The 21,988-nt window shown below is 68.3% G+C and carries 23 protein-coding genes; 5 read left to right on the top strand and 18 right to left on the bottom strand.

Translation table 11 applies throughout. The features are described from left to right. Nucleotides 1-30: 30 nt before the first annotated feature. Complete coding sequence (locus DL991_RS15390; RefSeq protein WP_370306338.1) at nt 31-636, top strand: TetR/AcrR family transcriptional regulator; 606 nt, start codon at nt 31-33, stop codon at nt 634-636. Here the strand turns inward: DL991_RS15390 and DL991_RS15385 are convergent. Further along, complete coding sequence (locus DL991_RS15385) at nt 572-1,531, bottom strand: LysR family transcriptional regulator (RefSeq protein ID WP_125784974.1); 960 nt, start codon at nt 1,529-1,531, stop codon at nt 572-574. The two genes, DL991_RS15390 and DL991_RS15385, sit on opposite strands and share 65 nt — an antisense overlap. A gap of 87 nt (nt 1,532-1,618) precedes the next feature. Between DL991_RS15385 and DL991_RS15380 the strand changes: the two genes are divergently transcribed. Then, the gene (locus DL991_RS15380) at nt 1,619-2,542 is read left to right on the top strand and encodes an EamA family transporter (RefSeq protein ID WP_125784973.1); all 924 of its coding nucleotides are present in this window, start codon (nt 1,619-1,621) and stop codon (nt 2,540-2,542) included. On the opposite strand, the gene erm is transcribed toward DL991_RS15380, so the two are convergent. Both erm and DL991_RS15370 read right to left on the bottom strand, forming a co-directional pair. Continuing rightward, nucleotides 2,445-3,242, bottom strand: a complete 798-nt coding sequence (gene erm / locus DL991_RS15375; RefSeq protein WP_125784972.1) for a 23S ribosomal RNA methyltransferase Erm — start codon at nt 3,240-3,242, stop codon at nt 2,445-2,447. The genes DL991_RS15380 and erm overlap by 98 nt on opposite strands. 181 nt (nt 3,243-3,423) lie before the next feature. After that, nucleotides 3,424-4,122 (bottom strand): SDR family oxidoreductase, encoded by a 699-nt coding sequence (locus DL991_RS15370; RefSeq protein WP_125784971.1) that lies wholly within the window; start codon nt 4,120-4,122, stop codon nt 3,424-3,426. An 87-nt stretch (nt 4,123-4,209) separates the two neighbouring features. Between DL991_RS15370 and DL991_RS15365 the strand changes: the two genes are divergently transcribed. Then, nucleotides 4,210-4,773 (top strand): CGNR zinc finger domain-containing protein, encoded by a 564-nt coding sequence (locus DL991_RS15365; protein WP_125784970.1) that lies wholly within the window; start codon nt 4,210-4,212, stop codon nt 4,771-4,773. Here the strand turns inward: DL991_RS15365 and DL991_RS15360 are convergent. The 12 genes from DL991_RS15360 to DL991_RS15305 form a co-directional block, all read right to left on the bottom strand. Next, the gene (locus tag DL991_RS15360; RefSeq protein WP_125784969.1) at nt 4,766-5,407 is read right to left on the bottom strand and encodes an SDR family oxidoreductase; all 642 of its coding nucleotides are present in this window, start codon (nt 5,405-5,407) and stop codon (nt 4,766-4,768) included. The two genes, DL991_RS15365 and DL991_RS15360, sit on opposite strands and share 8 nt — an antisense overlap. Before the next feature lie 306 nt (nt 5,408-5,713). Then, nucleotides 5,714-6,832, bottom strand: a complete 1,119-nt coding sequence (locus DL991_RS15355; RefSeq protein ID WP_125784968.1) for an ABC transporter ATP-binding protein — start codon at nt 6,830-6,832, stop codon at nt 5,714-5,716. Next, complete coding sequence (locus DL991_RS15350; protein WP_125784967.1) at nt 6,829-7,824, bottom strand: ABC transporter ATP-binding protein; 996 nt, start codon at nt 7,822-7,824, stop codon at nt 6,829-6,831. Before DL991_RS15350 ends, DL991_RS15355 begins: the two co-directional genes overlap by 4 nt. Nucleotides 7,825-7,831: 7 nt before the next feature. Next, nucleotides 7,832-8,767: an ABC transporter permease gene (locus DL991_RS15345; RefSeq protein ID WP_125784966.1), complete on the bottom strand. Its 936-nt coding sequence runs from the start codon at nt 8,765-8,767 to the stop codon at nt 7,832-7,834. Next, a complete protein-coding gene (locus DL991_RS15340; RefSeq protein ID WP_125784965.1) occupies nt 8,764-9,765 on the bottom strand; it encodes an ABC transporter permease in 1,002 nt (333 codons plus the stop codon). The genes DL991_RS15345 and DL991_RS15340 overlap by 4 nt, the downstream gene beginning before the upstream one ends. An 86-nt stretch (nt 9,766-9,851) precedes the next feature. Continuing rightward, complete coding sequence (locus tag DL991_RS15335; protein WP_125784964.1) at nt 9,852-11,393, bottom strand: ABC transporter substrate-binding protein; 1,542 nt, start codon at nt 11,391-11,393, stop codon at nt 9,852-9,854. A gap of 765 nt (nt 11,394-12,158) precedes the next feature. Next, the gene (locus DL991_RS15330; RefSeq protein WP_125784963.1) at nt 12,159-12,716 is read right to left on the bottom strand and encodes a uridine kinase; all 558 of its coding nucleotides are present in this window, start codon (nt 12,714-12,716) and stop codon (nt 12,159-12,161) included. After that, nucleotides 12,713-13,150, bottom strand: coding sequence for a DUF2304 domain-containing protein (locus tag DL991_RS15325; RefSeq protein WP_125784962.1), 438 nt, complete (start codon nt 13,148-13,150; stop codon nt 12,713-12,715). Before DL991_RS15325 ends, DL991_RS15330 begins: the two co-directional genes overlap by 4 nt. A gap of 12 nt (nt 13,151-13,162) precedes the next feature. Continuing rightward, entirely contained in the window at nt 13,163-13,906 is a 744-nt protein-coding gene (locus tag DL991_RS15320; RefSeq protein WP_255431295.1) for a glycosyltransferase family 2 protein, read from the bottom strand. 17 nt (nt 13,907-13,923) lie between these two features. Then, nucleotides 13,924-15,906, bottom strand: a complete 1,983-nt coding sequence (locus tag DL991_RS15315; protein WP_125784961.1) for a DUF6541 family protein — start codon at nt 15,904-15,906, stop codon at nt 13,924-13,926. 73 nt (nt 15,907-15,979) lie between these two features. Continuing rightward, nucleotides 15,980-17,278, bottom strand: coding sequence for a hypothetical protein (locus DL991_RS15310; protein ID WP_125784960.1), 1,299 nt, complete (start codon nt 17,276-17,278; stop codon nt 15,980-15,982). Further along, nucleotides 17,275-18,291 (bottom strand): glycosyltransferase family A protein, encoded by a 1,017-nt coding sequence (locus DL991_RS15305; protein WP_125784959.1) that lies wholly within the window; start codon nt 18,289-18,291, stop codon nt 17,275-17,277. The genes DL991_RS15310 and DL991_RS15305 overlap by 4 nt, the downstream gene beginning before the upstream one ends. Nucleotides 18,292-18,352: 61 nt before the next feature. On the opposite strand from DL991_RS15305, the gene DL991_RS15300 reads away from it, so the two are divergent. Continuing rightward, a complete protein-coding gene (locus tag DL991_RS15300) occupies nt 18,353-19,465 on the top strand; it encodes a UDP-N-acetylglucosamine 2-epimerase (RefSeq protein WP_125784958.1) in 1,113 nt (370 codons plus the stop codon). Between the two features lie 178 nt (nt 19,466-19,643). Here the strand turns inward: DL991_RS15300 and recR are convergent, their stop codons facing one another. Beyond that, on the bottom strand, nt 19,644-20,240 hold the full coding sequence (gene recR / locus DL991_RS15295) for a recombination mediator RecR (RefSeq protein ID WP_125784957.1): 597 nt from the start codon (nt 20,238-20,240) through the stop codon (nt 19,644-19,646). A gap of 1 nt (nt 20,241) precedes the next feature. Beyond that, nucleotides 20,242-20,598, bottom strand: coding sequence for a YbaB/EbfC family nucleoid-associated protein (locus DL991_RS15290; protein ID WP_125784956.1), 357 nt, complete (start codon nt 20,596-20,598; stop codon nt 20,242-20,244). Nucleotides 20,599-20,687: 89 nt separating this feature from the next. Here DL991_RS15290 and DL991_RS15285 point away from each other — a divergent pair, with 89 nt between their 5' ends. Continuing rightward, the gene (locus DL991_RS15285; RefSeq protein WP_125785022.1) at nt 20,688-21,530 is read left to right on the top strand and encodes an N-acetylmuramoyl-L-alanine amidase; all 843 of its coding nucleotides are present in this window, start codon (nt 20,688-20,690) and stop codon (nt 21,528-21,530) included. Here DL991_RS15285 and DL991_RS15280 read toward each other — a convergent pair. Next, a complete protein-coding gene (locus DL991_RS15280) occupies nt 21,527-21,880 on the bottom strand; it encodes a helix-turn-helix transcriptional regulator (protein ID WP_125784955.1) in 354 nt (117 codons plus the stop codon). The genes DL991_RS15285 and DL991_RS15280 overlap by 4 nt on opposite strands. Nucleotides 21,881-21,988 lie beyond the last annotated feature (108 nt).

The following is a 21,988-nucleotide window of genomic DNA, read 5'->3' as shown; positions in this document are numbered from 1 at the left end:
TACAGTGTGCTCGACTGTACTATCCGGTACATGAGTGGTCAACCGGCGAAGACCCCGCGAGGGCGGATGACTCGGGACGCGATCGTCGACGCGGCCGCCGAGCTGATGTACGTCAACGGCGTGGCCGGGACGAGCGTCGACAAGGTGCTCGCGGCCAGCGGCGCCGGGAAATCGCAGATGTACCACTACTTCAAGAACAAGGACGAGCTCGTCGAAGCGGTCATCGCCCGCTTCCTCGAGAAGATCCTCGGCAACCAGCCGACCATCTTCGAGCTGCACGACTGGGCCGATTTCGACCAATGGGCGAGCGAGATCCTGGCCATCCAGACCACCCCCAAGGGACCGATCGCCTGCCCGCTCGGCAACCTCACCGGCGAACTCGGCGACGACCCCAAGATGGCGCCCCTGCTCGACAAGGCCTACCGCGAATGGGAATCACATCTCGAACGCGGACTGAAGTCCTTGCAAGCGAAGGGAAAGCTCGTCGACGACGCCGACCCGGCCAGGCTCGCGCAGGCCGCGATGGCCTGCGTCCAGGGCGGCCTCCTGATGGCACACGTGCGGCACGACATCACGCCGATCGCCGACGCGCTCCGGATCGCGCTGGACCACCTGAAGAGTCACGCTCGCGCGTGAGCGCCGCGACCTCGTCGGCGAGCGCGTCGAGCACCTTCGCCACCGCAGGCCGCGAAGACGCACCAAGCCGGTAGACCGCCTCCACATGCCGCGCCGCCTTGATCCCGGCGAGCGGACGGCAGACGAGACCACTGCCGCGACGAGTGTCCATTGTGTACCGGGGCAGCAGCGCGATCCCGTGCCCGGCGGCGACGAGCCGCTCGGTGATGCGGAAATCATTGATGCGCTGGACGACCTGCGGGCGCACGCCGGTGCGGATGATCAGCGACTGGAGGATGTCGTCGACCGGGAAGCCGGCGTTGACGCTGATCCAGCGTTCGTCGGCCAATTCGGCGAGCTCGATGCGGCGCCGTTTCGCGAGCCGATGCCCCGCGGGGAGCGCGACGTCGAGCGGTTCACGCAGCAGATGCCGCGTCTCCAGCCGGTCCGAGCCGAGCGAAGGCGCGTGTTCGTCCCGGTGCGCCACCACGATGTCGTAATCCGCGACGAGCCCGGGGACCTCGGGCGGGGTCATGTCGACGTCGCGCACGATGACGTCCAGTCCGTCGAACTCCGCCGTCCGGTGCAGCAGTCCGGGCAGCAGCATCAGCCCGGCCGACTGGAAGATCGCCATCCGCACGCGGCCGCGGGGAGCGCTGCGGTAAGTGTCCAATTCGGACTCCGCGCGTTCGAGGGCGGCGAGCACGTCGTCCGCGCGGGCGACCAGCGCGCGGCCCGCGTCGGTCAGCCGCAACCCTCTCCCGGCGGGTTCCGTGAGCGCGAGACCGACGTCACTCTGCAAGGCGCGCAACTGCTGGGAAACCGCGGACGGGGTGCAGTGCAACGCCTTCGCGGCCGCCGTCACGCTGCCGCGGTCGGCGAACTCCCGCAGGGTCCGCAACCGGCCGATGTCCATGCCGCCAGCATATGTGAAGCCGAACTGAACGATCGCTGCAAATATTCTCGCTGGTCCTAAATGGTCGTTACCCGTAAGAGTGAAGACATGCCCGCCCGCGATCGTCTGCTCGCCCTGCTCGTCGCCGTCCTCTGGGGCTGCAACTTCCTCGCCATCCACGCCACCCTCGGCCAGTTCCCGCCCGTCTTCGCCGGCGGGCTGCGCTTCGCGGTCATCGCCATCCCGACGATCCTGTTCGTGCCGTGGCCGAAGGTGAAGATCCGCCACTTGCTCGGCTACGGGCTCGGGTTCGGCACCGGGCAGTTCGTGTTCCTCTTCATCGCGATGGACACCGGCATGCCGACCGGTCTCGCGTCGCTGGTGCTGCAGGCTTCGGCCCCGTTCACCGTCCTGCTCGGCGCCGTCTTCCTGCGGGAACGCGTGTCCGGACGGCAGCTCGCCGGGATACTGCTCGCCGTCGCCGGAATGGCGACGATCGCCTGGCAGCAGGCGGGGAACGCCGCCCTGCTGCCGGTGATCCTGACCCTGCTCGGCGCGCTGAGCTGGGCGTTCGGCAACCTGAGCACCCGGCAGGCGGCACCGGACAACCCGCTGAACTTCGTCCTCTGGATGTCGGTGGTGCCGCCGCTGCCGATGTTCGCGCTGTCGCTGGTCATGGAGGGCCCCGCCGAGATCGGGCACTCGCTGAGCACGCTGGGTACCCCGACCGGCCTGATCGGCCTCGGCGGGCTCGCCTACGTGGTGCTGTTCGGCACGATCGTCGGCTCCGGGATCTGGACGTCGCTGATGCGCCGCAATCCGGCGGGCGTGGTCGCGCCGTTCTCCCTGCTGGTGCCGGTGGTCGGGCTGTCGATGGCGTTCCTGGTGCTGGACGAGCGGCCGTCGCCGCTGGAGATCGTCGCGGCGGCCGTGGTCATCGGCGGGGTCCTGTTCGGTTCGGCGAAACGCCGTGTGCGCGAGCCGGACTTCCTCCCTGAAGCCGAAACACCTCAGCCCACTGGCGTGCGGTGAGGGTTTTGGGCAGGGCCGTCGGCGGGATCCGCTCCTCCTGAAGCCAGCGCCGGGTCTCGCGGGACGCGCCGAGCATCTCCGCGATCCTCCGGCCCCGGCCGGTGAACACGCGCCGCACGAAATCCTGATAGCGCTCGCGGTCTTCGACGAGCGGACGCTCCCGGCGGGTCATGGTCAACAGCCCGCCGTCGACGCCGGGCCGAGGCCGGAACGCCGTCGCCGGGACCCTGCTGACCAGCCGGAACTCGAACCACGGCCACCACTGCGCGGTCATCATGGTCGCGCCGCCGACACCCGCGCGGCGGCGCGCCACCTCCCACTGCGTGAGCAGCACGGCGTCCGTCCACATCGGAGCGGTGAGGACACGGCGCAGCAGCGCGGTGGTCAGGTGGAACGGCAGATTGCCGACCAGCACGTACGGCGTCGGCGGCGGGGTGAACCGCAGGAAGTCCGCGGTGACGATCTCCGTCGGCGGCTGGACGCGGCCCGCCAGCCTCGCGGCGCGGCGGTCGTCGACTTCGACGCCGGTCAACCGCCTGCCCAGCCGTTGCAGGGGCAGGGTCAGCGCGCCGTCGCCAGGGCCGATCTCGATGATCGGCCCGTCGGTGACGGCGACGAGCCGCACCACGGTTTCGATGGTGTTCCGGTCGATGAGGAAGTTCTGGCCGAGTTCATGACGGCCAGGACGTTGTGTGCGCAAGGGATCTCCGCGGCTTCGAGGTGAGCCGGGCAGCACGAGGCTGGCCCGGCGATGACTCGCTCGGGCGGCGGTTCCTTGCTGGACGCTGGGGATCCGCCGCTAGGCGCGGCGGGTCCTGGTGAACGCGGAAGCACACATGGCGGCGAAACTACCTCGGGCCGGTGTGCTCCCGCGAACGGTTTTACGCGCCGATCCGGCTCGTGCCGAGGTGCTCGACCGGCCCGGACAGCGCGGCCTTGACCCGGCGCGTGAGGTCGTCGGTGAGCACTTCGGTCTCGCCCTTTTCGAGCCCGTCGACGACCTGGCGGGCGACGTCACGCGGGTCGTTCTTGGGGATGTCGAGGCCCTGGGTCATGTCGGTGTCGATGTAGCCGAGGTGGACGCCGACGACGTGGGTGCCCTGCTCGGCGAACTCGATCCGGAGCGAGTTGGTGAGTGACCAGAAGGCCGCCTTCGACGCGCCGTAGGAACCCGAGCCCGCCGCCCACGACAGGATCGAATGCACGTTGACCAGCGCTCCGCCGTCTTTGAGTCGCGGCGCAAACGCTTGCGCGATCCGGAGCGCACCGAAGACGTTCGTCTCGAAGACCGGGCGGTGCGCGTCGACGTCTTCGGTGAGCAGCGAGCCGAGACCGAGGACCCCGGCGTTGTTGAAGACGACCGTGGCGTCACTCGCCCGCCCGGCCAGCGCGCGGACGGATTCCGGATCGGTGACGTCGAGCGGGAGCGGCACGATCCGCGGGTCGGTCTCCTCGCGCGGCGACCTGGCGGTCGCGTAGACCTTGGCGGCGCCGCGGTCGAGCAGTTCGGCGACGAACGCCTTGCCGAGTCCGCGCTGTCCGCCGGTGACCAGGACGACGGCGCCTTCGATGGAGGTCATGACTTGCTCCTTTGACAGAAGTGTTCGGCTTTTGCCTCTGTCGTCAGAATGGAGACGCGGGCCGACAGAGTCAAGTACGCTTGACCTATGTCATGGACCGCGACCGACCGATACCGGTTACGCACCGCCCCGTCGGGGTTGGCGCTCGTTCAGGACTTTCTCAACACGAAGGCGATCAAGACACACGGCCTCGACCTGCTGAGCGACGCCGACTTGGCGCGCCCCTGGGCCACCGAAGCACTGGCGGAATGGTCGCGGACCCGGGACGCCGACGTGCCCGAGATCACGTTGGGTCCGGGCGACCTTCGCGCGCTTCGAGAGCTTCGCGGGTCGTTCGTTTCACTCCTGGACGGCGTCGACGTGGCCGTCGAGAAGCCGATCAAGGCGGATCTTGCCCTGCGGGACGGCGTCGTCCGGCTGTTCCCGTCCGGCACCGGGCGGCAGTGGCTCACTTCGGCGCTGTGGACGGAAACGCTGCTCGCGCAGCAGGCCGGGATCTGGCCTCGGCTGAAACTGTGCCGGCTCGACGGCTGCCGTTCGGCCTTCTACGACGTTTCGCGCAACAACAGCGGAGTCTGGCACGACGTGCGGACCTGCGGGAACGTCGCGAACCTGCGGGCGGCGCGGGAGCGGAAGAAAGCGCTCAGCTGAACGAGGCCAGCGCCGACGGGATCGGGATCTCGCCGCCGATGACGTCGAAACCCTGGTTCTCGGTGAGCGGCTCTTCCAGCGTGCCGACCAGGACGGCGGCGACGTCCGCGCGGGAGACGCGGCCCGGTTCGAGATGACCGGCGACCTTGACGTGCCCGGTGGGGTGGTCGTCGGTGAGGGTGCCGGGGCGGACGATCGTCCAGTTCAGGCTCGAACGGCGGAGGACGCTGTCGGAGATCTGCTTCGCCATCAGGATCGACCGCACCAGCCGATCGCCCTGATCCGGCGCGTCCGCGAACTGCGCGGAAAGCTGCACGAACCGCGAGACACCCGCCTTCTCCGCCGCGCGGATCGCGGTGATCACGCCGTCGCGGTCGACGAGATCGACCGAGGCCTGATCCGGATCGGGCGCGCCGATCGCGCTGATCACCACCTCGGAGCCGGCGAGCGCCTCGACGAGGTCGTCCGCGTCGGCGGTGACGTCCGCGACCACGGTTTCGGCGCCGAGACCGGCGACCTCCTCCGCACGGCGACGGCTGCGCAACCCCGCCCGCACCTGATGTCCCCGCCCCCGCAGAAGCCGGACCACGTGGATCCCCGTCCGCCCCGACGCACCCAGCACTGTGACCCGCATTACACGAGTCTGTCCGAAGACCGCCGCTTTTGCCCGGTCACGCGCCCGCCGCAATTAGTCACCTGCTTGCGGTGCGGCTTGGCCTCGCGGCGGGCTTGGCGCCTCTCCGACCGGGGGGCCGCGCGTGTTGCGAAAGCCACTTTCGCAACCTTGAGCGTTGCGAAAGTGGCTTTCGCAACGCGTCCGGTCACGCGCCCGCCGCAATTAGTCACCTGCTTGCGGTGCGCGTGAAGGCCCCCTTCCCTCGGCTGGTCACTCAAAACCACGGCCGAGGGAAGGGAGCCTTCACGCGCTTCACAGCTGGAGCTAGAGGATCTCCGCCGCCGAGCCGACGTCCGGCAGTCCGCCGACGTCGGGGTTCAGGTCTCCGGCGTCGACGAGTTCCGCCTTGACCTCGTGCGGTTTGATCCGGCCATCGCGGATGTCCTCCGCGTAGTGGCAGGCGACCCGGTGCCCGGCGCCGATCTCCCGCAGCTGCGGGCGGTCGGTGTCGCACAGGCTCTGCTGCTTCCACGGACAACGCGTGTGGAACCGGCAGCCGGACGGCGGCCGCGCCGGCGAGGGCAGGTCACCGGCGAGCAGGATCTGCTCCCGGCTGTCCTCCACCACCGGGTCCGGCACCGGGATCGCCGAGAGCAGCGCCCGCGTGTACGGGTGCAGCGGGTTCTCGTAGAGCGCGTCGGCGTCGGCCTCTTCGACCAGCGAGCCGAGGTACATCACCCCGATGCGGTCGGAGATGTGCCGCACCACCGCGAGGTCGTGCGCGATCACCAGGTAGGTGAGCCCGAGCTTCTCCTGCAGATCCTCCAGGAGGTTGACCACCTGAGCCTGCACCGAGACGTCCAGCGCGGACACCGGTTCGTCGGCGACGATCAGGTCCGGCTCGACCGCGAGCGCCCGCGCGATGCCGATGCGCTGACGCTGGCCGCCCGAGAACTCGTGCGGGTACTTCCGCAGCGAGGACTCCGGAAGACCGACGGCGGCCAGGAGTTCGCGCAGCCGCTTGGCCGTCGCCTCCTTGTCGCTGGCGAGGCCGTGCGCCCTCATTCCTTCGGTCAGAATGGATTCCACCGACTGCCGAGGGTCCAAAGAGGACATCGGGTCCTGGAAGACCATCTGCATCCGGCGGCGTGCCTTGCGCAGGTCCTCGCCCTTGAGGCCCGCGACGTCGGTGCCGTCGAAGACGACGTTGCCGTTCGTCAGCTCGGTCAGCCGGAGGATCGCCCTGCCCAAAGTGGACTTCCCGCAGCCGGATTCCCCGACCAGACCGTAGGTTTCACCCTTGCGGATGGCCAGATCGACGCCGTCCACGGCGTACACATACCCGACGGTGCGGTCGAAAACGATGCCGCGTTTGATCGGGAAGTGCACCTTGAGGTCGTTGACCTCGAGCAGTACTTCCTGCTCCGGTACCGCGTGCGTCATCGGGCCCCTCCTCGTGCGGCCACGGCCGGGATCACCGGGTTGTGGCAGCGCAGCAGTCCACCGCGATCGGGGGTCAGCTGCGGTGAAACCTCCCGGCACACGCCGAGAGCGTTCGGGCAGCGGGGCGCGAAGGCGCAGCCGCCGTCCCACGGGATGTTGTCGGAGACGGATCCCTTGATGGGGATCAGTTTCTCGCCGCGGCCCGCGTCGAGCCGCGGGATCGAGGCGAGCAGGCCGTGCGTGTACGGGTGCCGGGGCTCGGCGAACAGCGAGTGCCGCTCGGCCCGCTCGACGATCTTGCCGCCGTAGAGCACGTTGACCTCGTCGCAGAGTCCGGCGACGACACCGAGGTCGTGCGTGATCATGATCAGCGCGGTCCCGGTGTCCTGCACCAGTTCCCGCAGCAGCGCGAGGATCTGCGCCTGGATCGTCACGTCGAGCGCGGTGGTCGGCTCATCGGCGATGAGCAGCCGGGGACGGCAGGCGAGCGCGATCGCGATCAGCGCGCGCTGCCGCATCCCGCCGGAAAGCTGGTGCGGGTACTCGGAAAGCCGCCGTGCCGGGTCGGGGATGCCGACCTTGTCCAGCAGTTCCGCCGCCTCCACCGACGCCGCCTTGCGCGACATCCCGCGATGCCGCTCCAGCACCTCGGTGATCTGAAGGCCGATCGGGATGACCGGGTTCAGCGAGGACAGCGGATCCTGGAACACCATGCCGAGGTCGCGGCCGCGGCGGTCCCGCATTTCCTTGTCCGACAGGCTGAGCAGATCCGTGCCTTCGAACGACACCGAACCGCTGACGTGGTTGCCGCGTTTCGCGAGCAGCCGCATGATCGCCAGCGAGGTCACGGACTTGCCGCAACCGGACTCACCGACGAGGCCGACCGTCTGGCCGGGTTCGACGTCGAAACTGACCTCGTCCACCGCGGTGAACGGCTTCTCACCGCGCCGCTGGAAAACGACCTTGAGATCGCGTACTTCGAGGAGTGCCATCGTCACATCACCGCCTGTTCTTCGGATCGAGGGCTTCCCGCAAGGACTCACCGAGCAGCGTGAACCCGAGCGCGACGATGATGATCGCGATGGCCGGGTAGTACGCCAGCTCGGGGCGGATGTCGAGGAACTGCCGAGCGCTGCGGCTCAGCATGATGCCCCATTCCGCCCGGTTCGGGTCCGGGTCGCCGAGACCGAGGAACGACAGCGCCGCCGCCTCGAGGATGGCGGTCGCCAGGGTCAGCGTGGCCTGCACGATGACCGGGCCGAGCGAGTTGGGCAGCATGTGCCGCAACACGACCGCCCTGCGTTTGACGCCGAGCGACGTCGCCGCGAGCACATGGTCGCTGTTCCGTTGCGCGAGCATCGAACCACGCAGCAACCGCGCGAAGATCGGCACGCTGACCATCGACACCGCGACGATCACCGTCCACTGGCTCGGCTTCTGGAACAGCGCGGCGACCGAGATCGCCAGCAGCAGCGACGGCACGGACAGCATGACGTCGACGAGCCGCATCAGCACGGTGTCGACCCAGCCGCCGAAAGCACCGGCGAGACCACCGATGATCATGCCGACCACGACGCCGATGATCGTCGCGAGCACACCGACCAGCAGCGTGTTCTGCGCGCCGACCAGCAGCCGCGAAAGGTAGTCGCGGCCGAAGTCGTCGACACCGAGCGGGAAACCGGGCTGAGCGCCCGGAATGATGCCCTGGCCGAGGATGACCTGGCTCTGCAGATACCGCTCGTAGGGATCCTTCGGCGCCAGAAGCGGCGCGAAGATGGCCACCAGCAGGAACAGGCCGGTGATCACGGCGCCGGTGATGGCCACCGGGCTCCGCATCATCCGGCGCAGCGCCTCGCCACCGAGGCTGTGCCCCTTCGCCGACGAAGCCGCGAGCTTGTCGATCGGCTCCTTCTTCTTGTTCAGCAAAGTGTTCATCGGACACGCACCCTCGGGTCGATGAGCCCGTACGAGACGTCGACCAGCATGTTCACCAGCACGTAGACCAGCGCGCCGAACAGCAGCAGCGCCTGCAGACGCGGGTAGTCACGCCGTTCGATGCCTTCGGCGAGCAGGAAGCCGAGGCCGCGGAAGTTGAACACCCGCTCGGTCAGCACGGCGCCACCGAGCAGCGCGCCGGTCTGGAGACCGATGACGGTGACCACCGGCAGCAGGCCGTTGCGGAGCACGTGACGGCGCCGGACGATCGGCTGGGTCAGGCCCTTCGAGTTGGCCGTGCGGATGAAGTCCTCGTTCAGCACGTCCAGCACCGAAGCCCGGGTGATCCGCACGATGACCGCGAGCGGGATCGTGGCCAGCGCGAACGCCGGGAGGATCAGGTGGGCGATCGCGTCCCAGGCGGCGTCCCATTCCTGGGTGATGATGCCGTCGAGGACGGCGAACCCGGTGACGGTGGTGGCGTCGAGGCCCGCCATCTGACGGCCCTGCGAGGGAAGTCCCAGCGGGGCGGCCAGCAGGTCCTGCATCATGTAGCCGAGGAAGAACACCGGCACCGCGACGCCGACCAGGCTCAGCACGATGATGACGTTGTCGACGGCCCCGCCGCGGAAGCGGGCGGACAGGTAGCCGAACGGGATGCCGAAGCCCACCGCGATGAGCATCGCGCAGAAGCCGAGCTCGAGGGTGGCGGGCAGGAAGTTCCCGATCTCCGACATGACCGGCTGGGCGGAGACCAGCGAGTTGCCGAAGTCGCCGGTGATCGCCCGGCCGAGGAACTTGAAGTACTGGACGAAGATCGGATCGTCGAGGCCGAGGAGCTTGTTCAGGTCGGCGATCTTCTCCGGGGTCGCCTTGTCACCCAGGAGGGCGCCGGCGGGGCCGCCGGGAAGGGACCGAAGCCAGGCGAAGATCAAAATGGACAGGATCAAGAGCGTCGGTATCGCTTGTAGCAGCCGACGCACGAGAAAACGGAGCACGTGCGTTCCTTTGTTGCCAGCCCGGGAATGGGCCACAGGGGGCGGGCGCGGTAGCGCCCACCCCCTGGTGGCTTAGTGGTGGTGGATCAGTTGACCGTGACGGTGTAGAAGCGCTCGTCGGTCAGCGGGCTGGCGACCAGACCCTTCACCTTCGGGCCGACGACGATCGCCGGGGGGCCGTAGGAGATCGGGATGGCGGGCAGGTATTCCATGATCTGCTTGTTGACTTCCTGGTACGCCTTGGTGTGCGCCTCGCCGGCGGGCGCGGCGTCCGCGGCGGAGAGGGCGTTGAAGAGCTCGGGGTTGCTGAAACCGAACTCCGCCTTCTCGCGGCCGAAGAAGGTGCCGACGAAGTTACCGGCGTCGTTGTAGTCACCGGTCCAGCCGAGCAGGTGCACGTCGTGCTTGCCCGCCTTCTGGACGTCGTCCTTGTAGCCACCGTTCCACGGCTTGGCGATCGGCTCGACCTTGATGCCCATGGCCTTCATGTCCTCGGACAGCGAGGTGAAGATGTCGGCCGGGTTCGGCATGTACGGCCGGGTGACCTCGGTCGGGTAGTAGAACTTGAGGGTCATGCCCTCGGCGCCGGCCGCCTTCAGCAGGTCTTTCGCCTTCTGAAGGTTGTAGTCGTACTTGGTGACGTTCTCGTTGTAGCCGTCGATCGCCTTCGGCACGAACTGCGTCGCGGTCTCGGCGCCCTCGGGGAGCTTCGACTTCACGAACTGCTCACGGTTGAGGCCGTACGCCAGCGCCTTGCGGACGTTGGGGTCCTTCAGCTTCGGGTTGTTCTTCTGGTTGATGCCCAGGTACAGGATGTTGAACGACGGGCGGATGAGCACCTGCTCGCCGTCGTTGCGCAGCAGGCCGTAGTCCGCGGGCGACGGGTAGTCGTAGCCCTGGATGTCGCCGGCCTTGAGCGCCTGCTTGCGGGCGTTCTCATCCGGGATGACCTTGAAGACCAGCTTGTCGAGCTTGGCCGTCTGGGTCGGCGAGTCGGTGGCCTTGACCAGCGTGATCTCACCCTTGGCCTGGTCCCAGCTCTCGAACTTGAACGGGCCGGTGCCGGTCGGGTGCTTCAGCGCGTACTCCGGGTAGGAGAACGAGTCACCGCTCTGGGTGACGGCGTCGGCGTTGTACTTCTTCAGCGCGTCCGGGCTCTGGATGGACAGCGACGGAAGGGTGAAGGCCGCCGGGAAGGCGCCCTTGGCCTTGTTCAGGTTCAGGACGGCGGTGGACTCGTCCTTGGCCTGGCAGTCCTTGAACACCGGGTCGCCGGAAGCGTCGCCCTCGTTCTTGGCGAAGCCCTCGAAGACGTCGCCGTAGTAGATCATCTGGCTCTGGGCGGCGGCGCCCTTCATGTTGAACATGCGGTTGAAGTTGAAGCAGACCGCTTCGGCGTTGAACGGGGTGCCGTCGTGGAACTTCACGCCCTTCTTCAGGGAGAAGGTCCAGGTCTTGCCTTCGTTGCTGCCTTCCCACTTCTCCGCGAGACCAGGCTCGAGGTCCGCTGTCCCCGGCTTGTTCATGATCAGCGTGTCCATCATCTGGCGGATGATGCGGAAGGTTTCACCGTCGTCGTTGAAGAGCGGGTCGAACGTCTTCGGGTTACCGGCGGCTCCGAAGACCATGGTGCCTCCCGAGCCACCCCCTGCGCCTTCTTCACGCTTCGATTCGGCACAGGCGGAAATGGAGACCGCGAGTGCGCCGGCAAGCCCGATCAGGGCCACACGGCGTGCTCGGGTCACCCGCAGTTGCTGCATCTGGCACCCCTTGAGGAGATATTCGGTGTTTAGGCACCGTCGGCGTCGATCGGTCGAAACTCGAACTCCGCGGACGATCGGTGTGCTCGCCGACACTAGCGGGAACTCAGCCCGCACTTAAGCACGCGAGGTTACGATCGCGCTACACGACGGCCAATACGACCGCAAAGTGTCCGCAATTCTGGACGGAGTGTAATCAATTCCGGACCACTAACGCGCAGAGTGCCGGGTCACTGACTCAAATGGGTGCTTACCGCTACTACCAATGGGTCACTGACAAAACAGGACATCCGTGGGTATCGGGCCCCTCTCACAAGTGGTAGGGCCTCCCTGCACAAAGGTGCCGTGCCGAGTCCTGAAGTCCGTGAAGGCCTCCTTGAGGGACCCAGAGTCCCTCAAGGAGGCCTTCACGGACAGCTGAACGTGTGCACGGGCGGTAAGTGTCGGCCCGCAGCCGGCGCCCTCTTGCCCGGCCTGAGGTACATGAAGGACTCCTTCCTTGCGCCAGGCGCAAGGAAGGAGTCCTTCATGTACTCGGCAAGGTGTGAAGGTCGAGTTTCCTCGGCTGAGCCGAGGGAAGGGGGCCTTCACGCGCAGCCGGAACCCACGTAGGTACCCAAGACACCCTTGGCTCTAACCCGAATCGCCACTCACGACCACCTGCACCCGGTCCGCCGCGGCACGGGTCCCGTCCACGGCGAACCACCCGCGTTCGAACAGTTGCCAGCGCCGGAGGTCCACACGGGATTCCTCGCCGTCGCGGCCCGTCGCACGGTCGAGGCGTTCGGCCTCGTTCCCGCCGTCGAGCCAGGTCAGCAGCGACAACGACGGCCGGATCCGCGCGCGGCCACTGGAAACGCCTTCCAGCACCAGGACGTCGGGGGCCGGGATCTCGACTTCTTCACCCGGTCGAGGGGTGCCGCTGGTCCAGTCCACGCGCCGGTAGCGGCCGGGCCTGCCCGCGCGCAACGGTTCCAGTACCCCGGTTTCCAGGCGCGGCCACCATGAGACGGGCTCGTCCCAGGTGGCGAACTCGTCGGTGCTCACCAGCGCGACGTGAACGCCGCGGCCGGCGAGTTCGGCCACGATCTTCCCGGCCAGCGTGGACTTCCCGGAGCCGGACGGGCCGTCGACGGCGAGCACGCGGACGGCGCCCAACCTCGGCGGGGCCGCGAAAAGGGCGTCGATCAGCGTGCGCGTGCGGGGCTCACTTCGGGGAGCCCTTTGACGTTGTCGGGCGCGGCCGTCCTGGCTTCGAGCGCGGCGACGCGTTCTTCCAGGTCACGCTGGGCGTCGGCGAGTTCGCAGCGGAGCAGCGCGATCTCCTCGACGGAGGTCCGGACCTCTTCTTCGAGATGCCCGACCTCGGTCGACAGATGCAGCGCGACCAGTGCGAGCACCACACCGGCCAAGAGGAATACGAAGTTCGACGGCGTCTGAACGCCGGTTACCCGGGCCAGGAAGTCGGCGGCCTGCGGAACGAGGGCGAGCACGACCACGCCGACGGCGAGGACGAGCCAGACACCCGCGTACTTTTCCCGCAGTTTCCGCCGTCGCATCATCTCGAGGACGACGAACAGCACGAGACAGGCGACGACGATGCTGAGAATGCGCCAGCCAGCCATAATCAGCTCCTTTTACGCCGAATCCGACGAGTCGACGGCGGGGCGGCGGCGCACCAGCGCCAGCAGCAGGGCGAGTCCGGCGCGGCCGAGGTAGACGGCCGATTTCACCGGCGAATGGCTCGGCGTTCCGGCCGCCCGTTCGCGCATGATCACCGGGATTTCCTTGATCTTCAGTTCGGCGCGGATCGCCATCACGAGCGATTCGACCGTGTCGCCGAGGTATTCGGCCGGGTAGTACGCGGCGAACAGTTTGATCGCGCGCGGGCCCATCGCCTTGAACCCGGAGGTCACGTCGGTGAGCTTGGTCTTCCCGAGCCGGGAGAAAACGAGCGAGAGCGCGACCATCGCGTATTTCCGCGGGCCGCTCGCCTTGTACGAACCCTTGCCGGCGAACCGCGAGCCGATCGCGATGTCGGCGTCGTCGAGCGCGTCCAGCAGGGCGGCGACCTCGTCGGGATCGTGCTGGCCGTCCGCGTCCACCTGCACGACGACGTCGTAGCCGCGGGCGGCGGCGTACCGGAAGCCGGTGCGCATCGCCCCGCCGACGCCGAGGTTCACCGCCAGGCGGGCCACCTCCGCGCCCGCCGCGCGGGCGAGTTTGGCCGTGTCGTCGGACGAGCCGTCGTCGACGACCAGCACGTCCATGCCCGGCAAGGACTGCTTGACCTGGGAAATGACCGCGCCGACACTGGCCTGCTCGTTCAACGCGGGCATCACGATGAGTACGCGGCGGGTGGTCACGGACGTACTGGACACTGGATCACTCTATCTTCTTACTGGCCGTGAGCGGTGTCGGACCCGGCGGGCGCGCCATCGGCGACCACACCTTGCTGACCTTCGATTTCGTAAACCGACGCGTCGAGGTTGTGGAAGACGCGTTTGAAACCCGGAGTGATGTCGAGGCGCTGGAGACCCACCGCGGACTGCGCGTTGGAGGCCACCTTGCCCTTGCCGACGAGCACGTAACGCACCTTGAGGTCGGTGAGCGCCTCGCGCACGCGCGGCTCGCGGTTGATGTCGTTCAGGAAGACGCTGAGCCAGCCCGCCTTGGTGGTGAACTCGGCGCCGTAGTTGGTCCACTCGACCGGTTGAACCCCCGAAAGGGCGTACATCCACACCGAGCCGTCGGCCTTGTCGTTCATCACGCGCTCGCCCGGCACGACGTGCTTCCCGAGCCAGGCGTAGGCCTCTTCCTCGCCCTTGCTGACCGAGGGACCCTCGCCGTAGTTCATCGCGAGCCGCGCGGAGTTGCGGCCGATGTAGCCGCCCTTGCTCAGCACCGTGACGACCAGGCCGACCACCACCGCGCCCGCGATGGCGGCGGTGACCGGGTTCAGGCCGGGCCTGCGCTCGCCGAGCTTCTCCGCGATCTTGCCCGACGTGGTGTGCACGAACTCGCCGAACGCGACGGCGCCCGCCAGCGGAACGAGCGCGCCGATCCGCCAGTGGTCGTTGTAGAACACGCCGGTCAGGGTGTGGATGAGCGGGGTCTCCAGCGAGATCGTCGCGGCGAACAGGCCGCCGAGTACGACGTACGCGCCGACCATCCAGAGCATCCGCCGGTGCCGGACCAGGAAGAACACACCGATGATCGCCGGGATGCCGATCCACCACTGTGGGAACGACGCCATCGGCGAGAACGTGATGGTCTGCCCGAGCGCGCCGGACACGCTGGTCTCCGACGCCCAGAACGCGCTCGTCACTCCGCCCGCGTTGTAGAGCGCGGGCAGGACCTGTGGCACGCCGAGTACGACCGCCACCACGATCGTGGCCACCAGGGAAGCAGCGCTGCGGCGCCAGTCGATCTTCTCGAAGCGGAACAGCACCGCGAGCAGGATCAGCAGGAAGTAGACCATGATCACGAAGATCAGGCTGGTGTGCAGGCCGGCCAGCCCGGCGACGCCGACGCCGATCGCGACCGGTCCGGCGACGCCGTTCGGCTTGAGCAGCAGGCGGGCGAGCGCGAGCATCGCGGGCACGAGCGCCACCCCGGCGACGTACGGCCACAGCGGACCGCGCCACAGCGAGTCGTACGGGAACGCGGTGAACCAGGTGGACACGGCCGCGGCGGCGGCGGTCGCGAGGACCGGCATGCGCCAGGCGCGGCACATCGCCGCGACGCCGACCGGGACGGTCAGCACGACCATGAGCGCCGCCAGGTTCAGCGTCGGCATCATCGTCAGGCCGCCCTTGCCGAAGATCAGGGCGAGCAGCGCGTGGTAGGTGTCCGGGTAGAAGTAGTCGTGCTGGTTCGGCAGGTTCGCGATGGTGCCGACGGTCGACGCGCGTGCGTCGCCGTGCTCGGCGATCCAGCGCACCAGGTTGCCGTGGAACGGGGCGTCCCAGCCCTGCTGGACGTTCTCCAGGGTGTGCGAACCACGCAGGAAGGTGACCAGGCCGACGCCGAGGCCCACCACGACACCGGCGCCGATCAGCAGGTGATCGCGCAGAGAGCGTTTCGTCTCGTCGTCGTCGTCTTCTTCGTCCTCGGCCCACTCTGGGTGCCGCTTCGCGGTGAAGCGGAGCACGAGGAACGAAAGGCCGAAGCCGACGAGGGACAGCAGCAACACCCACAGGCCGACGTTCAGCATCGTCCAGCGGATGCCGAAGCGGCCGAGGATCGGGACGCCGATGGCGACGAGGCCGAAGGTCAGCAGCGGGGCCGCGGCGGCGAGGGTCCAGCCGCGCAGCCTGATCGCGGCGCCGAAGACGAGCCCCGGCAGCCAGAACGCCAGCAAGACCAAAAGAACGTTCATCGAATTCGCTGTCCAACCCTATTCGGCGTCAGGAACGCCACCGAAGTTCGCGGCGCGCGATGGCGCCGCCACACTATCGAGACGTTTCGGAAGGCCGCGCGTTGCCCGGCCCGGGCGTGCCGCGCACCACGAACGCCATGACGACAAGCAGGCCGACGGTCGGTCCGGCGGCGAGGCCGACGACGGCGCGCACGACGGTGTCGCCCGGGAAGAACAGCAGGACCAGCGCGGTCGCGACGACGACGGCCGCCCAGGTGATCAACACCTTCGTGGCCTTGGCCTGCGCGACGAGGACGGCGGCGAGCAGCTGCATCGCGGCCAGCAGCACCGAGGACCAGACGAGCCCGGCCATCCACCAGGCCTCGGGGTTGTTCTTGGCGTCGTAGACCAGGCGCACGACCCACGGGCCGATCAGCCAGCCGATCAGCGCACCGAGTGCCGCGAGCGCCAGCGCACCCACCGAACCGAGCGCGAGCAGCTTCCGCAGCCGGTGCTTGCCCTCCTCGGTGCTGGACAGACGCACCACGGTCGGCACCGCGAGGGCCTGGACCGGCGCCATCAGCGTGAGCGGCGTCCTGGCCACGAACAGGGCGAGGAAGAGCACGCCGAGCTTGTCCTTGTCGCCACCGGGGGCGAGCAGGCTGACCAGCGCGGGGTACCCGGTGATGACGCTCGCGGTGAGCCCGGCGCCCGCGAGGAGCATCAGCATGTTCTTGACGATCGGCTTCGCGGGCACGTCGGCTTCGAGCTTGGGATCGACCAGCTTGGCGGCACCACGGGCGAAGAGCAGCCAGGCGAACGAGCCGGTCGCGGCGGCGATGGCGAACCAGTAGACCTGGGTGAGCCCGGCGACCACCAGCGCGGCGACCACCAGGATCCGTACGGCCGCCTCGACCAGGATCAGCCAGGAGTAGGACCGGACGTGGTCCTGGCCGATCAGCAGCCCGCGCGCGGCGAACTGGAAGGCGAACGAAAGCCCGCCGGCGAGCACGATCACGGCGAGCGCGAACTGGCCGCCGTAGACCTTGTCGGTGATCGGCGGAAGCAACGTGACCAGTCCGACGATCGCCACGGCGATCGCGCTGGTGACGAACGCGACCACCGCCGGGCGCCCTGCCTTGCGCCCCTCGAGCGCGGCGTGCGCGGACTGGCGCGAGATCTCCTGCTCAAGCGGGGACAGGGCGGCGCCCAGCCCCATCAACATGCCCCAGAAGGAGAGCAGGATGGCGTTGTCGGCCTTCGACAGCGTCCGGCCCCAGACGACGGTGAGGACGTAGCCGAGCGCGATCGCGATCAGCAGGTAGACGCCGATCCGCCCGGCGGATTTCCCGGTGTCCTTCGCCAGTTTTTCGCTGCTCACCGTGCTGCTCATCGCCGCAGCCGGGCCCGCAGCGCCATGAAGAGGCCTCGGAGCGCTCCGGCGCCGAAGCCGGCGGCGAACACCGGGGTGAGCTGGGCGACCGCCTTGGCCTCGGCCTTGGTTGCGCCGAACTTCGTCACCGCGAACCCGGCGGCCGTGGAACCCGCGGCGGCCAGCGCGACAGCGGTCTTCGGGCGCTTCGCGGCGACACCGAGTCCGAGCACTCCGACAGCCATCGCGGCGAACAGGCCGTTGCGCGCGGGGCCGGGCGACGCGAGATACGAATCGACGAACGTGGTGCCGCGGAAATACGACTGGCCGATGAACTTCTTGAACGAATCCCGGCCGTGGTAGGTCGCGGAGAAGCCGGGCGCGAGGAAGATGCGGTGACGTTCGGCGATCCAGCGCAGAACACCCGTGTCGTCACTGGCGAAACGGACGTCTTCGAAGAGCGACTCGAACGCGTTGGACGAATCCTCGAGAACGTCCTTCGGCGCGGAAAAGAATCCCGTGCCTTTAGGGAAGACGTCGAACTCTTCGATACCGAAGGACATCAACCGCGGGTTCGCGCAATAACGGCGCCACGGGATCTTGACCAGCCCGGCCATGAATCCCGCATACGGATTGTGTTCGGACGCGACGTTGACGTGACCGTTCCACACCGTGCGTTCGGGATGGTCCACGAGCTGGTCGCGGAGGAAGGTGAGCGAGCCGGAGTCCACGATCACGCGGCTGTCGAGCAGCAGGATCTGCCGCCCGGACGCCTTCGCGATCCCCGCCCGGCGTGCCTCGAACCGGCCGCTGTTCGGCTGGGTGAGCACGGTGATGCCGTACAGCTCCTGCAGCTTGGCGAGCTTGTCGCCGGTGCCGTCGGTGCTGCCGTCGTCGACCACGACGACCTCGACCGGCCAGTTCGCCGCCTGTGCCGACGCGATCAGCGCCCCCACACTGCGGTCGATCCAGTTCTGCTCGTTGTAGACCGGGATCACCACGGACAGGGCCGGGAGGAGCGAATTCGCACTCACCCCGGCGAGGCTACCTTGCGCGGCCCACCAGTATCCTTCGGGCACCGCAGACCCCGACAGAATGGCTGTTCCGGTGATTTCCTTCATTCTCGGCACCACGGCGGAACTGATCAAAATCGCGCCGGTCTACCACGGCATCCTCGAACGCGGGGTCCGGCCGAAGATCTGGTTCACCGCCCAGCACGTCGACGAGGTCTCGGACGTTCTCGCCGATCTGAACCTCCCCGAGCCCGACGTCTGGCTGGTGCCGAAGGAGAAGGCGCACAACCTGGAGTCGCCCGCGCAGGTGCCGGGCTGGGCCGCGCAGGTGCTGCGCACCGCGTGGAGCCGCCGCGCCGAACTGAAGGCCGCGCTGGTCGAGGACGGCCGTCCGCCGCTGGTGCTGGTGCACGGTGACACGTTCACCACGCCGTACGGCTCGCTCATCGGGAAGCGGATCCTCAAGTCGCGGGTCGGGCACGTCGAGGCGGGCGCGCGGTCGGGCAGCATCATGTCGCCGCTGCCGGAGGAGCTGAACCGGAAGATCGCCGCGAAGATCGTCGACATGCACTTCGCGCCGAGCGCGCGCGAGGTGAACAACCTCCGCAACGCGCGCGGTGTCGTCGTCGACACCGAGGCGAACACCGCGATCGACGCGATGCGGATGGCCATCAACGGCCCGCTCGACGTCGAGGGCCTGCCGGAGAAGTTCGGCCTCGCCACCCTGCACCGGTTCGAACTGGTCTCGCGCGCGGACAAGTACCGCGAGGCGCTGGAGATCCTGCGCGAGCAGAGCAAGCAGATGCCGATCCTCTACATGGCGGGCGCGCCCGAGCGCGAGAAGATCCGCTCGCTCGGCCTGGCGAACCTCTTCGACGAGAAGAACTTCATCCTCCAGCCGAAGATGCGGTACCTGAAGTTCCTGCCGCTGGTCGCGCGCGCCGAATACGTCGTCACCGACTCGGGCGGCCTGTCGGCCGAGTGCTACTACCTCGGCCTGCCGTGCGCCGTGCACCGCGAGCGCACCGAGACGCCGCAGCACCTCGGCGAGACCGTCGTGCTGACCGAGATGCGCGGGGACAAGCTGCAGAACTTCCTCGACACCTACCAGAACCGCCGCGGCGAGTCCTGGGTCGACAAGTTCCACCCGTCGGAGATCATCGTCGACACCCTGGCCCGCCTGGGCTACTGCTGACGCTTCGCGCGGCCTTCACGGACGCTATGAAAGGTCCTTTCCTCGCAAAATTTGCGAGGAAAGGACCTTTCATAGCGTCGGGACCTGCTAGCCCGCCGACCGTGTCGCGAAAGCGGCCCAAGTACATGAAGGCCCCCTTCCTCGCGCCTAGCGCAAGGAAGGGGGCCTTCATGTACTTCTAGAGAGCCCGCCTGCCGGAGAGAGCGCGCCCCAGCGTCAGCTCGTCCGCGAACTCCAGGTCACCGCCCATCGGCAGCCCCGACGCCAGCCGCGTCACGGTCAGGCCGGGGAAGTCGCGAAGCATCCGCACGAGGTACGTCGCGGTCGCCTCGCCTTCGGTGTTCGGGTCGGTCGCGATGATGATCTCGCTGATCTCCGCGCCGCCGATCCGCGCGAGCAGCTCACGCATGCGCAACTGCTCCGGCCCGATGCCGGACAACGGGTCCAGCGCGCCGCCGAGTACGTGGTAGCGGCCCTTGAACTCGCGCGTCCGCTCGACGGCGAGGACGTCCTTCGGCTCCTCGACCACGCAGATGACCGTGAGATCGCGGCGGGTGTCGCGGCAGATCCGGCAGGTCTCCTGCTCCGAGACGTTGCCGCAGACCTCGCAGAACTGCACGCCTTCCTTGACCTTGCCGAGCACTTCCTGCAAGCGCGAGATATCCGCGGGATCGGCCGCCAGCAGGTGGAAGGCGATCCGTTGCGCGCTCTTGGGGCCGACGCCGGGCAGCCGCCCGAGCTCGTCGATCAGATCCTGGACGACACCCTCGTACAAGCTAGCCGCCGAGCCCGGGGAAGCCGCCGAGGTCCGGCATTCCGCCGCCGAGGCCGCCGGCGAGCGGGCCGAGTTTCTGTTCGGTGAGCTTCTGCGCGTTGGCAGAGGCGTCCCGCACGGCCGCGACGACCAGGTCGGACAGGGTCTCGACGTCGTCGGGGTCGACCACCTTGGGGTCGATGGCCAGCGCTTTGAGCTGACTGTCGCCGGACACGGTCGCGGTGACCAGGCCGCCGCCGGAAGTGCCGGTCACCTCCGTGTTGGCCAGCTCTTCCTGGGCCTCGACGAGCTTCTGCTGCATCTGCTGTGCCTGCTGCATGATCTGCGACAGGTCGAAGCCGCCACCGGGTTGCACCATGATCCGATCGGTCCTCTCCTGGAAAATCCCGTGCCGCCTACCAGCCTAGCCGTCACCCGTGTGGCACCGTGGGCGCCGTGCGACGACGGATGGGCCTCATGGTGGCGATCGGCTTGACGCTGTTCACGGCGTGCGGGGTGGACACCCCCGCGTCCTCGCCGTCGAGTCCGTCCGCTCCGGGGACCACCACGGTCTTCACCACGCTTCCGCGGCCGAGTCCCACGACGAGCGCGCCGCCTTCGAGCGCGCCTCAGCCGCCTCCGAGCACCCGGCAGCCGAAGACGGGCAAGGTCGTCGTGCTCGATCCCGGCCACAACGGCGGCAACTCCGGCAAGCCCGGCGAGATCAACAAGCAGGTCCCGGCGGGACGCGGCAAGACGAAACCGTGCAACACCACCGGAACCTCGACGAATTCCGGCTATTCCGAGCACGCGTTCACCTGGGATGTGTCGCAGCGGATCTCGCAGGCCTTGGCGGCCAAGGGAATCCGCGTCATCCTCACCCGGCAGAACGACACCGGGGTCGGGCCGTGCGTGAACGAACGCGCCGCGATCGGGAACGACGCCGAGGCGGACGCCGTCGTGTCGATCCACGCGGACGGCTCGAATTCCGCCGGAGCGCACGGTTTCCACGTCGCCTATTCCGCCCCGCCCCTGAACGCCCAGCAGGGCGAGCCCTCGGTGAAACTCGCGACGGCGTTGCGGGACGGCATCCGCGCGGGCGGCTTCCCGACGTCGACGTACCTCGGTTCGAACGGGCTCGCCCCGCGCGGCGACCTCGGTGGTCTCAACCTCTCGACCCGCCCGGCCGCGCTCGTCGAATGCGGGAACATGCGCAACGCCGCCGAGGCGGCGGCGATGGCGAGCGAAGAAGGACGTCAGCAGTACGCGGCCGTCATCGCGAAGGCCATCGAGGACTACCTAGCGGGCTAGGGCTCGGCTAGGCGCTTCCACCGCAGGCGCCGAGGCCACCAGCCCGTCCGGTTCCGTTTCCCGGGCGCCGGAACGGAAGGCGCGGACGCGGCGTCCCTCCCCCTTGCCGCGTCCGCGCCTTCCCACAACCGGAAGAGCTTCGCCCGCTCGTCGCGCCCGGCCCGGCAGACCGTCGCGATCCGTTCCAGCGGACCGAAGGCGACCGGAACGGTGGCACCGCTGCAGTAGCGATGCACCGTCGACCGGCTCAGCCGCGCCTTGGCGCCGATCCGTTCGTAGCTGTGGCCACTACGCCGTTTCAGCTCCACGAGCAGTTCCGCCAGGGCGCGGCCGTGCTCTCCAGCTGTCATGGACCCTCCCCGAATGGTGCCTACGAAGCGTCACCGATGGCCGCGCACGGGGACACACCTTTTCGCCCCAGCGAAAACCCTGCCGCCGCCTGCCGTCCCAGAGACGTC

The sequence above is a fragment of the Amycolatopsis sp. WAC 01375 genome (genome assembly GCF_003947325.1).
GTDB lineage: Bacteria > Actinomycetota > Actinomycetes > Mycobacteriales > Pseudonocardiaceae > Amycolatopsis.
This window is presented reverse-complemented; position numbering and strand designations above follow the sequence as displayed.

What these genes read in the sequence shown, in the direction of transcription:
- DL991_RS15390 (WP_370306338.1), top strand. Translation starts at nt 31, where the DNA reads ATGAGTGGTCAACCGGCGAAGACCCCGCGAGGGCGGATGACTCGGGAC.
- DL991_RS15385 (WP_125784974.1), bottom strand. Translation starts at nt 1,531, where the DNA reads ATGGACATCGGCCGGTTGCGGACCCTGCGGGAGTTCGCCGACCGCGGC.
- DL991_RS15380 (WP_125784973.1), top strand. Translation starts at nt 1,619, where the DNA reads ATGCCCGCCCGCGATCGTCTGCTCGCCCTGCTCGTCGCCGTCCTCTGG.
- DL991_RS15370 (WP_125784971.1), bottom strand. Translation starts at nt 4,122, where the DNA reads ATGACCTCCATCGAAGGCGCCGTCGTCCTGGTCACCGGCGGACAGCGC.
- DL991_RS15365 (WP_125784970.1), top strand. Translation starts at nt 4,210, where the DNA reads ATGTCATGGACCGCGACCGACCGATACCGGTTACGCACCGCCCCGTCG.
- DL991_RS15360 (WP_125784969.1), bottom strand. Translation starts at nt 5,407, where the DNA reads ATGCGGGTCACAGTGCTGGGTGCGTCGGGGCGGACGGGGATCCACGTG.
- DL991_RS15355 (WP_125784968.1), bottom strand. Translation starts at nt 6,832, where the DNA reads ATGACGCACGCGGTACCGGAGCAGGAAGTACTGCTCGAGGTCAACGAC.
- DL991_RS15350 (WP_125784967.1), bottom strand. Translation starts at nt 7,824, where the DNA reads ATGGCACTCCTCGAAGTACGCGATCTCAAGGTCGTTTTCCAGCGGCGC.
- DL991_RS15345 (WP_125784966.1), bottom strand. Translation starts at nt 8,767, where the DNA reads ATGAACACTTTGCTGAACAAGAAGAAGGAGCCGATCGACAAGCTCGCG.
- DL991_RS15335 (WP_125784964.1), bottom strand. Translation starts at nt 11,393, where the DNA reads ATGGTCTTCGGAGCCGCCGGTAACCCGAAGACGTTCGACCCGCTCTTC.
- DL991_RS15325 (WP_125784962.1), bottom strand. Translation starts at nt 13,150, where the DNA reads ATGGCTGGCTGGCGCATTCTCAGCATCGTCGTCGCCTGTCTCGTGCTG.
- DL991_RS15315 (WP_125784961.1), bottom strand. Translation starts at nt 15,906, where the DNA reads ATGAACGTTCTTTTGGTCTTGCTGGCGTTCTGGCTGCCGGGGCTCGTC.
- DL991_RS15310 (WP_125784960.1), bottom strand. Translation starts at nt 17,278, where the DNA reads ATGAGCAGCACGGTGAGCAGCGAAAAACTGGCGAAGGACACCGGGAAA.
- DL991_RS15300 (WP_125784958.1), top strand. Translation starts at nt 18,353, where the DNA reads ATGGCTGTTCCGGTGATTTCCTTCATTCTCGGCACCACGGCGGAACTG.
- DL991_RS15290 (WP_125784956.1), bottom strand. Translation starts at nt 20,598, where the DNA reads ATGGTGCAACCCGGTGGCGGCTTCGACCTGTCGCAGATCATGCAGCAG.
- DL991_RS15285 (WP_125785022.1), top strand. Translation starts at nt 20,688, where the DNA reads ATGGGCCTCATGGTGGCGATCGGCTTGACGCTGTTCACGGCGTGCGGG.
- DL991_RS15280 (WP_125784955.1), bottom strand. Translation starts at nt 21,880, where the DNA reads ATGACAGCTGGAGAGCACGGCCGCGCCCTGGCGGAACTGCTCGTGGAG.